12 protein-coding genes are annotated in these 12,865 nt (G+C 52.8%); 9 read left to right on the top strand and 3 right to left on the bottom strand.

The features are described 5' to 3' along the window. The first annotated feature begins 12 nt into the window (after positions 1–12). The 6 genes from M6D81_RS03405 to M6D81_RS03380 all read left to right on the top strand — a co-directional run bounded on the left by M6D81_RS03405 (position 13) and on the right by M6D81_RS03380 (position 7,842). Positions 13–945, top strand: coding sequence for an ABC transporter permease (locus tag M6D81_RS03405; RefSeq protein ID WP_410795685.1), 933 nt, complete (start codon positions 13–15; stop codon positions 943–945). A 14-nt stretch (positions 946–959) separates the two neighbouring features. Continuing rightward, positions 960–1,847: a carbohydrate ABC transporter permease gene (locus M6D81_RS03400; protein ID WP_262675407.1), complete on the top strand. Its 888-nt coding sequence runs from the start codon at positions 960–962 to the stop codon at positions 1,845–1,847. A gap of 60 nt (positions 1,848–1,907) precedes the next feature. Continuing rightward, positions 1,908–3,530 (top strand): extracellular solute-binding protein, encoded by a 1,623-nt coding sequence (locus tag M6D81_RS03395; RefSeq protein WP_262675406.1) that lies wholly within the window; start codon positions 1,908–1,910, stop codon positions 3,528–3,530. A gap of 90 nt (positions 3,531–3,620) precedes the next feature. Continuing rightward, positions 3,621–5,045, top strand: coding sequence for an endo-alpha-N-acetylgalactosaminidase family protein (locus tag M6D81_RS03390; RefSeq protein ID WP_262675404.1), 1,425 nt, complete (start codon positions 3,621–3,623; stop codon positions 5,043–5,045). Between the two features lie 101 nt (positions 5,046–5,146). Then, the gene (locus M6D81_RS03385; protein ID WP_262675403.1) at positions 5,147–5,995 is read left to right on the top strand and encodes a right-handed parallel beta-helix repeat-containing protein; all 849 of its coding nucleotides are present in this window, start codon (positions 5,147–5,149) and stop codon (positions 5,993–5,995) included. Next, entirely contained in the window at positions 5,992–7,842 is a 1,851-nt protein-coding gene (locus M6D81_RS03380) for a right-handed parallel beta-helix repeat-containing protein (protein WP_262675402.1), read from the top strand. The genes M6D81_RS03385 and M6D81_RS03380 overlap by 4 nt, the downstream gene beginning before the upstream one ends. A gap of 114 nt (positions 7,843–7,956) precedes the next feature. Here the strand turns inward: M6D81_RS03380 and M6D81_RS03375 are convergent, their stop codons facing one another. After that, positions 7,957–8,262 (bottom strand): hypothetical protein, encoded by a 306-nt coding sequence (locus tag M6D81_RS03375; protein WP_262675401.1) that lies wholly within the window; start codon positions 8,260–8,262, stop codon positions 7,957–7,959. Positions 8,263–8,477: 215 nt separating this feature from the next. After that, positions 8,478–8,855, bottom strand: a complete 378-nt coding sequence (locus M6D81_RS03370; RefSeq protein WP_262675400.1) for a hypothetical protein — start codon at positions 8,853–8,855, stop codon at positions 8,478–8,480. Positions 8,856–9,092: 237 nt separating this feature from the next. On the opposite strand from M6D81_RS03370, the gene M6D81_RS03365 reads away from it, so the two are divergent. Further along, on the top strand, positions 9,093–9,989 hold the full coding sequence (locus M6D81_RS03365; protein WP_262675399.1) for a helix-turn-helix domain-containing protein: 897 nt from the start codon (positions 9,093–9,095) through the stop codon (positions 9,987–9,989). On the opposite strand, the gene M6D81_RS03360 is transcribed toward M6D81_RS03365, so the two are convergent. Beyond that, positions 9,979–11,058 carry a helix-turn-helix transcriptional regulator gene (locus M6D81_RS03360; protein ID WP_262675398.1) on the bottom strand — a complete coding sequence of 360 codons (1,080 nt, stop codon included), beginning with the start codon at positions 11,056–11,058 and terminating at the stop codon, positions 9,979–9,981. The genes M6D81_RS03365 and M6D81_RS03360 overlap by 11 nt on opposite strands. 100 nt (positions 11,059–11,158) lie before the next feature. Here M6D81_RS03360 and M6D81_RS03355 point away from each other — a divergent pair, with 100 nt between their 5' ends. Together M6D81_RS03355 and M6D81_RS03350 are read left to right on the top strand one after the other, a co-directional pair. After that, entirely contained in the window at positions 11,159–12,292 is a 1,134-nt protein-coding gene (locus M6D81_RS03355; protein ID WP_262675397.1) for a saccharopine dehydrogenase family protein, read from the top strand. 32 nt (positions 12,293–12,324) lie between these two features. Further along, complete coding sequence (locus M6D81_RS03350; protein WP_262675396.1) at positions 12,325–12,855, top strand: GNAT family N-acetyltransferase; 531 nt, start codon at positions 12,325–12,327, stop codon at positions 12,853–12,855. Positions 12,856–12,865 lie beyond the last annotated feature (10 nt).

Genomic DNA, 12,865 nt, shown 5'->3' with positions numbered 1-12,865 from the left:
CGCACAGGAGGGGTGAACTTGCAAAGTTTGCAATTACGAAAAAGAGACAGCATCTTTCGAACACTTTGGAAGCAGCGCTACTTGCTGCTGATGGTCTTGCCGGGATTTCTGCTGATTCTTGTGTTCAAGTATGTTCCCATGTACGGCGTGACGATCGCTTTCAAAAGTTATGACGCTTCATTAGGGTTTCTAAGGAGCCCATGGATCGGGTTTCAGCATTTCCAAGCCTTTTTTGACAGCCCGATGAGCTGGAGAATTATTAAAAACTCATTGCTGCTGGCGTTTTATTCACTGCTGTTCGGTTTCCCGGCGCCCATCATTTTTGCGCTGCTGCTCAATGAGCTGCGGCACAAGCTGTTCAAGCGGACCGTGCAGACGATTACGTATTTTCCGCATTTTCTGTCTGCGGTTATCGTCATCGGTTTTGTTCACGAGTTCACATCCGTAGAGGGCATCATTAACGAGGTGCTGAGCTGGTTCGGTGCGGAGCCTAGAACACTTCTGTATCTGTCGGAATGGTTCCGTCCGCTATATATCGGTTCCAGCATATGGCAGGAGCTGGGGTATGGCGCCATTATTTATCTAGCGGCGCTGACGGGCGTCGACCACTCGCAATACGAAGCCGCAGTTATAGACGGGGCGAATCGCTGGCAGCGGCTGCGATACGTCACATGGCCCGCGATCATTCCCGCAACAACGGTCATGCTTATATTGAAGCTGGGTTCCATCTTGAGCACAGACTTCCAGAAGGTGCTGCTCATGTACAATCCCAAGATTTATGATACCGCAGACGTCATTGAGACCTATGTATACCGGGTCGGCGTGCAAGGCGGTCAATTCGAATACGGCGCCGCTGTAGGCTTGATGCTATCGGTTATCAGCTTCGTGCTGATTGTGTTCGCCAATTACTTCTCCAAGAAAGTGTCCGAGAACAGCTTATGGTAAAGGAGTGAATCGCCTTGAAAACGTACAACGAGGGCGTTTGGTCGAAGACGTTCGACATCGTAAACTACTTGTTCATGATTGTGCTTTGCGTAATTATGCTGTATCCGCTGCTGAATACGTTCTCTGTATCCATCAGCACGCCAGATCTCATCGCCCAGGGCAAGATTAGCTGGTACCCGCAAGGCTTTGACATTCATGGGTATAAATACATTTTCCAGAGCAACGATATACTGACCGCTTACAAAAATACAATCGTCTATCTGGTGATCGGCACATTCCTGCAGCTGCTGCTCACCTCCCTTTTCGCGTATCCGCTGGCGGTTAACGAGTTCATTCTCCGCAAGCCGCTTGCCATATTCGTCATCATTACGATGGTATTCAACGGCGGACTGATCCCGACCTTCCTTCTGATGCGGGACCTGCAATTGTTCAATACGATGTGGGCTATCGTGCTGCCGGTCGCCATGAGCGCGTTCAATATTATTATCTTCCGGACATTCTTCCAGGATATCCCGAAGGAATTGCGGGAGTCGGCTTATTTGGACGGGGCGAACGACATCGGCATTCTCTTCCGCATATATTTGCCGCTATCCAAGCCGTTGATGGCTACCTTTGCCCTGTTCGGCGCGGTGATGTTTTGGAACATGTGGTTCGAGCCGATGATTTTTTTCAACGACGAGAAGTACCAGCCGATTCAGCTTATACTGCGACGAATGACGATAGAACTGAACGATTATACCGATGTCGGCGGGCTGCAGCGTTATATCGATACGTTTAACGTGAATCCGAAGAACATTAAGATGGCTGCGGTCATCGTCACCATTTTGCCTATACTGTTCATCTACCCGTTATTGCAGAAGCATTTCGTCTCGGGCATGATGATCGGATCGGTGAAAGGTTAACAGCGGTTGATCTATAATTCACATAGATAGATTAACAATACAAACAATGGAGGGGTTACATTGAAAAAGACAGCACTTATTCTGTTCAGTCTAATGCTTGCCGCTACGTTCGCGCTCGCAGGGTGCAGCGGCAACAACGAGAACAAGCCTGCGGAAATCGGCAACTCCGGTGAGAAGGCTCCGCCGGCCGGCTCCAATGAAGAATCGATCAAAATCCAGGCCTATATGTCCAGCTTCGGGGACGACCCTCGTGAGACTGAGCTGTATAAGCTGTGGAAGGAGAAGATGGAGCAGCATATTGGCAAGAAGCTTGATATTGAGTGGATCTATGTGAACAGCGACGATTATCCGGAGAAGATCAAGCTGACGCTCGCCAGCGGCGATACGCCGGACATTATGTCGGGAGTGAAGGATGCCGAGGTCATGTTCCAATTCGGCAATCAGGGAGCGCTTCTTGATATTGCGCCTTATCTGGATGAGTATGCTCCGAACTACAAGAAGTATCTGGAATCCACCATGTTCTCGGACAAGAGCATGTATACGCCGGAGGGCAAAATGTTCTTCTTCGGCGACGGCTTCAACAACGACACCGGATTGGCCGGTTCCGCTTATCCCGCTCTGTACCGGTTCGACATTTTCGAGAAGCACAATATTAAAATTCCTGAAAACTGGGATGAGTTCTATGACGCCGCCAAAAAGCTGAAGGAGCTATATCCGGATTCTTACCCGGTGAACGCGCAGGAGTGGCCGAAATTCTGGGATGCCACTTCCTTGTCCAATCATTCCAAAAGCGATATTTACTGGAATGGCGAAAAATACGTCTACGGACCGACGGAAGACTCCTTCAAAGAAGGCTTGATGTACATCCGCAAGCTGTATGATGAGAAGCTGCTTGATCCGGAGTTCCTGAGCCAGTCGCAGGATCAGCTTCAGGCCAAAGTAACGACGGGCAAGTCGTTCATGATTCCGATCGCTTGGGCCGGCTGGTGGGAGAAGTATTCCGTTCCCGATGACGGGATCGAATGGGGAGCGGCTGTGAACCCGAAAAACGAAAACTACGGCGATCAATGGGTGTTGGGACCGGCTCTGCTGGGGCAGACGATCTACCCGAACTACGGCATCATGGTCTCCAAGAAAACGAAATATCCCGAGCTGATTATTCAGATGCTCGACTATCAGTACTCGCCGGAAATGGTGGATCTGATGCACTGGGGCGTGGAGGGCAAAACGTACAAAATGGTGGACGGCAAGCGCGAGTTCATTAATGAGAGCGGCGAATGGGAGGAGCTGTCCGCATTCGGCCTGGGCAATCCGTGGACGCGTCAAGGCTTCGTCTATGCGCCTCAGAACTACTCTACCGATTATATCAAGTATAAGAAAGTGAAGTTCTACGCGAATGGCAGCATTGAGGAAATTCGTCCGCAGGAGGGAATGGGCAGACTGGATTCCGCCAAGGCCATCGCACCATATGAGCAGTCCCCGGTTATTCGTCTGAGCAAGCAGGATGAAGCCAGAAAAGCGCAGGTGATGACGGCGGTCAGCACGTATCTGGACGAGAATATTTATAAATTCCTGCTGGGTGAAAGAGACTTCAGCGAGTGGGATGCCTTCAAGCAGGAGCTTGCAAATATCGGCGACTATCAATCAATCGTGGACATGATGAACGAACAGGTGTCCCAGTAAGTAGCAGAAGCCTGGCGGCGTGCGAGAGTGGCGCTGCCGGGCTTTTTTGCTCCCATGAGGAATGGATTAGACAGGGAAGGATGAACCGATATGAAGAAAATGAATGAGATCGGCAGCGGAACCGAGACGTGGCGCTCTATACCCGGCCATGTATACGATTGGAAGAAAACGATGCAGCCGGAGACGGCTTATCGGCACGATTACAGCCGAAAGCTGACGATGAAGCTGTTCTTGTCGGAGCCCGACGGTAAAGGTGGGTCTGCCGCATACTGTACATTCAGTCAAGCGCTCCGGTATGTGGAGGAGACGGACCGGATTACGCGGGGAATTCCCAAGGTCATCTATCTCGTAGGCTGGCAGTACAACGGCCATGACGACCAATACCCGGCTTGGGATGAAGTGAACGAGCAACTAAAGCGGCCTCAGGATCGCACAGCCAGAGACAGCTATCTGTGGCTTGTCGAGGAAGCCCGAAATCATCACACGACAATCAGTGTTCATGCCAACATGACGGATGCTTACGACGATAGTCCTTTGTGGGAGCAGTATGTGAAGGAAGATCTTCTTGCCCGTCATGAAGACGGTTCCCTGATGCAGATAGGCGTGTACAACGACAGGGCCGCCTATCATATCTGTCCGAAGCGGGAATGGGAAAGCGGCATGAGCGTGAAGCGCATCGACAAGCTGATCCGGCTTCTGGAGCTCGATAAGGCCGGAACCGTTCATCTCGACGCTTATTTCCCTCGCGACAATGCTTATCACGGCATAACCGAGGCGGAGGAATCCGCCTATATTCGGCGCGTCATCCGTTATTTCAACCAATGCGGCGTCGATGTGACGAGCGAGAATTTCAATCACAAGCGAGACGATCCGTTCATCGGGCTGCAGGCTTGGAGCTGGGTGCTGGATCAGTGCGACGAGCGGCATTATCTGGAGCGGCCCGCTTCATTGGCGAGCGGCGGCGTCATCCGCGATTATTCCACTCTGGACATTCCATTCCGCAGGGATCTGGAATTTCTGTTCGGAGCAGGCATGCACGGGGAAGGCATCTATCTGGAGGCGGCCAAGAGCGGATATGCCAATTGGCATGATGAGTTTATCGAGCAATTCTGCTTAAGGATGCTATACTCCCTCTACTTGAATCGGCTGGACCGGCTTCGCATGGAAGGCGAGGGAGGGGAGCGGGTCGTTCATTATTCCGGCGGTCATACCGTCAGCTTGGCGGACCGTACCTTGCGCTGCGGCGACGGACGGCTTCTGCGGGATGGCGACGATGTGCTTCTTCCCGCTTCGTGGCGGCAGACGCCGGAATTGATCGCGTTCAGCAAGTCGGGATACAGCGGCAAGACCTGGTCGCTTCCTCCGGAGTGGACCGGTGTAGAAGCGGTTGATCTGTATGAGATTACGGCGGAAGGATTGACAGCAAGGAAGCTCGGGCATCGTCTGGAAGCGGGGCGGCTGACGCTTGCACTGGAGCCGGGGGTGGCTGTATCGGTAGTGCCATGTGATTGCTGAAGCAGGTCTCATGCGAATCGCAACCGAATATCAGGTTATAGGATATGGTTTACTGAACCAGGAGAGAAGGAGGGGGCGTATGTTATCGCTTGACTATGTGAATGCCGCTGATTTCGGAGCGAAGCCCGGTACGGGAAGCGATCGCGTATTGCCGGAAGCATGAGGTTCGCAAGCTGGTGTTCGAACGGGGCCGTTACGATTTTAAGCATCCGTCGTTTCTGGAGCAATACGATCAGGTCATGAAGCATGGCGCACAGATGGATCTCGGACAAGCGCTTGAGCAGAAGTCTGTTGCACTCCGTTTGGAGGATATGTGCGATTTTGAATGGGACGGGGGCGACTCGGAATTTGTTTTCCACGGACTGGTGCAGCCGTTCGCCTGTCTGCGCTGTCGCAGCCTGAAGCTGCATTACGCGAGACCGCAAGGTCTGCAGCCGGGGATGCATCTTGTGATGAGGCATCTGATGAATTACCGGATGGGTATTCTGTTCTACGAATGCTCGGGTGTTCAGGTGTACGATGTGACGCTGCATTATATTCCTGGCATGGGCATTATCGGGCATCGGAGCGAGAACTTGGCGTTTACCCGGTTGAAGGTAAAGCCGGGGATCGGCCGCGTATTGTCGACGAATACGGATGCGACACACTTCATTAGCTGCAAGGGCGAGATCTCGTTCACAGCGTGCAGCTTTGAAGGGATGGGGGATGATGCGGTGAACGTTCACGGCTTCTATATCATCTATGGACGAGGCGGCTTGGGACTTCGAATTCAGTCGGCCGAGGATGTAATCGTTGCGGATAACCAGTTCAACGGCTGCTCTCAGATTGCAGAGCTGGATCATTCGCGTCACATACGATTTCGGGGCAATCGGTACGATCGCGATAATGCCGGGATTGCCATAGGAGAAGGATGCGTGGACAAGACGATAGAATTGGGGGATGAGCAGTGACGGATAATAGTGCAGCAGTCCGAAACGGGCTAGTGCCGCGCGTCTTCCGGGTAACCGATTACGGGGCGAGACGGGATAGCGGGGAAGACAGCGCGCGGGGAATTGCGGCTGCGATCACCGCCGCTTCCTCTGTGGATGGCCCCGTCGTGATCGAGTTCCCGTGCGGCCGCTACGATATATTCCCGCAGGAAGTCGCCAGAGCGCCTTATTATGTGTCTAATACGGCAAGCGAAGAAGAGTATCCCGATCCCGTGAAGACGATAGGTCTCTTGCTTCGCGGGATGAACCGGTTCCGGATAGAAGGCAACGGTTCCTTGCTTGTGTTCCACGGTCGCATGACGCCGATCGTACTGGATGGATGCCGGGAAGGAGAGATTTGCAATCTAAGCATCGATTTCGCCCGGCCGACGATATCGGAGATGCGGATAACGGAGGTCGGAGAACGCTATTGGGATGCGGAAGTTCATCCCGATTCGTGCTATGAGCTTGCCGATGGAGCGCTGCACTGGACAGGCGAGGGCTGGAGCCATCGCGGCGGTCCGGCGCAGGAATACGATCCCGTCAGCAACCGGACATGGCGGGTGCCGAACCCAGTTGCGACGGCGAGCCGCATCGAGGAGGTGCGGCCCGGCAAGCTTCGGCTATGGTTCCGGGAGGACGCCGCCGCGGACACCGCGGTCGGTCGCGTGTTCCAGATGCGGGACGGCATTCGGGATCAGGTAGGAGCGCTCATTGTCGGCTGCCGGGATATCGCATTCCGGGACGTGTGGATGAGGTATATGCACGGCCTGGGCATTGTTGGCCAATTCAGTGAGAATCTGACGTTCGAACGATTGAAGCTGGCTCCTGATCCCTCCAGTGGAAGAACGGCGGCAGCGTTCGCCGACTTCCTCCATCTGTCCGGCGTGAAGGGGAAGGTGACGGTAAGTGACAGCCGCTTCGACGGAGCTCATGACGATGCGATCAACATCCATGGCACGCATCTTCGGATCATGAGTAGCGATGGCGGAAGGCGGATACGGGTTCGCTTCATGCATCCGCAAAGCTATGGCTTTCAAGCTTTCCACGCAGGGGACGAGATTGAGTTCATTCACGCTGACACGCTCAGGCCTTACGCTGCCCGCAGCGTAGTGGCAGTATATCCCATAAGCTTGCGGGAGGTCGAGCTTGAGCTGGACGCTCCGGCCCCAGAGACGAAGGAAGGGGATGTGGTCGAGAATGCGACATGGACGCCGGAGGTGCATATTCGCGGCAACAGCTTCAGCCGGATTCCGACCCGCGGCATACTCCTGACGACGCGACGCCAATCGATTATTGCGCACAATCGATTCGAGAAGATGGCGATGAGCGCCGTCCTGATCGCCGACGATGCCGGCAGCTGGTACGAATCCGGGATGGTGCGACACGTCGAAATCAAAGGGAACAGGTTCATTGCCTGCGGCAGTGCGAATGCCCCGGTCATCTTGATCCATCCCGAGAATACGGTATGGTCGGCGGATCAGCCTGTCCATCAGCATATCGTCATTCGGGGCAACCGTTTCGAAGGGGGGAGGGCGCTTCTGTTGGAAGCCAAGAGCACGGAGCATCTGATCTTTGCGGATAATGAGATCGCAGGCGCGTCATGCGAGGCGAAGTGTTCCGATGACCAGGGAGACTCTTTGAAGCGATGGATATCACTGACGGCCTGCAGTGAAGTCGCCATCATCGGCAATGCAATGGGCGATGAGGAACTTAAGGAGAGTGAAGCTGGTATCGTCTCTGTTCATGATATGGAGAAGCGTCATATTCGGGCTTGCGAAGGGCTGCATCTTGTTGTCGCGGATACACGAGAGTCGTTCCAGACTTGAATTCCGTTCCGAAGATCATTCGACCCAATGCCCCGTGGCTGTTCCCGAAAGCATAAAGGCTGCTTTCGGGAACAGCCACTCATTCGCCTGTCATCGAAGCATAGACGTCATTCGTTAACCGGTCACTTTGAAGCTTACCGTTTCCACCGCTCCCCGATTCCCGTTCGTATCAATTGCATAGACGTCAATCCTGTACGTCTGAAGCGGCGCTTCCCATGGGATGGTGTACGACCATGTATAAGTGCCGTCCGCTTCGTGCTTCATCACATCGAAAATGCTGTAATCCGGAATGCGGACTATGGATTTGTCGAGTACGGTATCCGGATTCAGATTGGCGTATTGCACCTTCATCGTTATCCGCTCCCCGCGCTTGCCTTCGTTTTGCTGGAATGTCGCTCTTACCTCGTAAGATGGCTTCATAGAAACAACCTCCTTAATTGTACTGACTAGTCAGTTTTATATTAGCAGGATCAGGAAATAATGTCAACGATGAAATGCCATGATAAATGGCCATGCAATAACCCTGCCCATTCATCGACTTCGCGACAAGGAGCAGGGTTGTTGCATGAAAGAGGTCAATCATTGGGGAGTGCAATGATCGTGGCCGCTCATCTTTGAAACGAGCTGGACAAGGATTATTTCTTTCTCTTGTAAGCGGTTACCTTCCAATTGTCATCGTTCCGGGTAAGAATGACGATATCGGAATGCAGCGTTTTTTTGCTGCTGGCGTTGTTGACCGCAGTTATAAATACTCTTGCTTTCGTACGATTTTGATTTTTCTCTTGAATGCTGTAAATATAGTAATCGGTAATCATTTCTTCCTTCAAACGATGGCGCAAAAACACAGGCTTGTTTCCTTCAATCAGATTAGTATAGAACTGGTTTACTATGCACTTTGCTTCACGATGCTTAGGTATGTTCGGGTTTGTCATATACCGTTCGCCAGCCATGGAGACCGCGAACAGCAAAAAAAAGGAAAAAAATGCTGTGAGTACCTTTCTCCTTCTAATCATCAATCCCCTCCTTAACTTGCATCGCCATAAATTAATTTAATATTATCAAAATTCCAATTAAAGGTATAGTATAACTTGGAGAATGGAAAAGCTCTATCGATGTCATTCTGAGATAGTGACTTAAGACTTGCAAAGCGGACTCACTCGGGTAAACAAAATAGCGAAAGAGAAAAGCCGCAATTTCGATCAAATAGGCCGGCTCGCCGCTATGTTATGCTACAGACATGAGGTGATCACGTGACAACTCATTCGATGATTCACAAAGCGCTGCAATATATCGAAAGCCACCTGGAGGAGGAGCTGCGGCTGGAGCAAATTGCGGCGGCGGCAGGCTTCTCGATGTATCACTTTCACCGTTTGTTCCAGGAGCAGATCGGAATGACGACGGCCGATTACATCCGATGTCGCCGTCTCGCTCTTGGCGCGGCCATGCTGATGCATACGAACGAAGAGGTGCTGCACATTGCGCTGCAATGCCGCTTTCAATCTCAGGAGGCGTTCACGCGGGCGTTCAAGAAGCTCTATCATCTTCCGCCGGGACGTTACCGCAAGCTTATGGCAAGCGTGATGCAGAAGAGAGACGACAAAGGAGAGTGCGAGAACATGGAGAGACAAGAGGTGAAAGGCTGGCTGCTGAGCGGTTCCGATCCTTCCCGGTATGAGATGGGAACCGATAGGAAGCAAGTGCATACGGGGCAGGTGTCCGGGTATTTGAAGTCAGTAACGGCATCAACGGCAGAGCAGTTCGCGACGATGATGCAGCAGTTCCGGGCGGACAAGTGCAGAGGGGAAAGAGTAAGGCTGTCCGCATTCATCCGCACGGAAGATGTGAAGTACTTCGCCGGCTTGTGGATGCGGATAGACAATGCCTCCGGGGATACGCTCCAATTCGATAATATGAGCGATCGTCCCATCGTGGGCAGTCATACATGGAATCAATACTCCTGCGTGCTTGATGTGCCCGAGGACAGCGCCACGATCTCATTCGGGGTGCTGCTGACGGGAAGCGGCAAGGTGTGGATGGACGGTTTTGCATTCGAGAAGGTTGACCGCCGTGTAGCCAGTACGAATATGGGAATGAGCACACCATTGCTGGACGAGCCGACTAATTTGAATTTTGAAGCTACTGTCTAATGAATCGGGTGAGCAGCTGCCGGACCAATTCCCGGCGGCTGTTTACTTTTGTTTTGTGGAAAATGGACTTCAGATGATCTTGTACTGTATACGGGGACAAATGCAGCCCAACTGCTATATCCTTCGTAGACTGTCCCTGGAACACTTGCTTCATCACCTCGACTTCACGTTCAGTCAGCCCGTAAGCGCGAGCGATTAGCGGCAGCATATGGGCAGGCCGAGCCTGCTCCAGCAGGACGGCTACTTCGATTGCGCCAGTTCCATTAATTAGCCTGCTCGCCTGCAGCGACAGATAGGCGCCGCGCGGCGTGCGCATGCACACTTGAGCCTGGCGCGCAGAGGAGTTATCCGCCTTGCCGGCCAGAGCCATGGCAGCGACAGCCCGAATAGGCCGAGGCCATGCATCGCCCTGAATATGCTCCCATTGTCGAAGCTGCGGCAGCAGGTCGGCAGCGGCAGCATTGCAGGACAGCTGGCGCAGCTGCTGGGACAGAATCAATATACCGGTAGAGTCCGCATCTCCTTCGAGGGATTCATGATCATCCGGCAATGCAAGCGTGAACTTGCGCAGCGTCTCTCCCAGCACAGGAGCTATACGCGCGATAGCGGCCGCTTCGTCCTGATGGAAGCGGGGATGACCATTCCTCCGGAACAGCATAAGAAATCCCCAGCAGGCCCCATCGCTTACAAGAGCGGCTCGTAGCTCATCGGCAAAGCCAGCAGGCTGCAGAACGTCGCGGTATCTCTCGCTTCTCTCCGGCTGTCCGCCGGTCGCTTCGAATAATGAAGCTGCGGGCTGATCACTGTGCATAAGCGTTGGCAGCCGGTTGAAGTCATGCTGCGCGATATGGTATTCCAAGCGGAACAATTGGTCATGGATGGCTTCGATTCCTTCTTCAGTCAATGCCCCTATGGACAGCAGGGTAAGCGGATCTACAGCCGTGCAGCAGGCTGCCTGGAAGGGAAGGGATTTTCTTAATAGGGCGATCGCCTTTTCTCTGTATGCATGGGATGTCGGTGCGCTGTTCTCCAGTTGACGCAATTGTCGGCTCAATCGATCGATGTCCATTGTTCCTCCGTTACTTTCCCAGAATTATGGGATAGTTATTTTGAACGTACATGATTTAATTGTATTGGAAAACGTTCAACGGGGAAAGGAAGATTCGGCGATGGGGAAGAAGATCATTGTAATCGGCGGTTATGGCCATGTAGGAGGCGGAATATGCAGACGGCTGGGAGAACTGTATTCTGGGAACGTCTGCGCGGCAGGCAGAAGTCTGGAGAAAGCTGAGCGGTTCGCCGCGTCTACGGGTGGGAAAGTGAAAGCTATGCAGTGGGATGCGGGGGCGGAGCTGGAAGATGGTCAGCTTGCCAATGTCGAATTAGTCATCATGTGTCTGGATCAATCGGATACCCGGCTGGCAGAGGCTTGCTTGCGGCAAGGCGTTCATTATATAGATGTATCGGCCAACGGCCCTTATTTGCTGCAGGTGGAGAAGCTGCACGGAGTCGCGAAGGAAGCGGGAGCGACAGCGCTGCTGAGTCTGGGGCTGGCTCCGGGGCTGACGAATATGCTGTCCCGGCAAGCGTTAACGGAGTTGGACGAGGTAGATGAGATTGCGATTCATATTATGCTGGGATTAGGCGACAGCCATGGCAAAGCGGCGATTCAGTGGATGGTGGATCAGCTTGGCGCTGCGTTCGAAGTGCTGGAGCAGGGCAAGCTTGTGGCGAGGAACAGCTTTGCCGACGGCAGAGACACCGACTTCGGGGGACGTCTCGGTTATCGCAAGACGTACCGCTTCCCCTTCTCGGATCAGGCAACGCTTCCGCGCACGCTGGGAGTAGAGACGGTATCGACCAGACTGTGCTTCGATTCCCGCACGATGACAGCGTTAATGGCGGGTATGAAGAGTATGGGGTTGACCGGGCTGCTCAGCAGAGAAGGCGTTCGCCGCAGTGCAGTCGACCTGTTCGGCAAGCTGCGAATGGGATCGGACAGATATGCCTTGAAGATCGATGCTTATGGACGCCGTAGAGGAGAAGCGGCAGCATTCCAGGCTTTCTTGCAAGGAAACGGAGAGTCGGAGATTACTGCAGCTGTAGCTGCTGCTGCGGCTGACCTCCTGTATTGCGACCGGAATGCTCCTGGCGGCGTCTATCATTCCGAGCAACTGCTGGCCGTCCGCCCGGATAAGGGGAAACTGACGCTTGCGCCGGATAGTGCTGTATGGAGAGGGAAACCGTCTCGTATATGGGCGGAGGGCGTCGATTGCCGATGGTTGATAGGGGATATGTTATGATAGGAGGGAGATGAGTACAAGGGAGATATGGAATGAGAGATATTCATACAAGCAGATTATGGTTGAAGAAGATGGAGCAAGCGGATGCAGGAGCGCTGTATAGCATTTGGTCCGATCCGGCTGTTACGGCCTTTATGAATATCAGTGCGATGACTGACGTAAGTCAAGCGGTAGAAATGATTGGGCTGCTTACGACATTGGAACGTGAGAATAAAGCGGTTCGATTCACTGTAATAGATCGGAAGAGTAATGACATTATCGGTTCCATCGGCTTCAATACGTTAGACTTTGACAATGAGAGAGCGGAAGTAGGATATGACATTTCAAAATCTCATTGGGGCAAAGGATTCGCCGGTGAGGCTCTTGCAGGGATGATGGAGTATGGATATGGTCAATTGGGGCTTAACAGAATAGAAGCGAAAGTAGAGCCGGATAACAACAACTCGATCAGAGTGCTGGAGAAGCTTCGTTTTACATTGGAAGGAACGCTCAGGCAATATGAAAAAATAAATGGAAAGTTCGTTGACTACCATGTATATTCGAAGTTGAAAGCAGATGAATGAGATGAATGGT

The sequence above is a fragment of the Paenibacillus sp. J5C2022 genome (assembly GCF_025567625.1).
Taxonomy (GTDB): Bacteria; Bacillota; Bacilli; order Paenibacillales; family Paenibacillaceae; genus Pristimantibacillus.
Note: the sequence above shows the minus strand (reverse complement) of the source record. Positions and strands in the feature narration are given on the sequence as shown.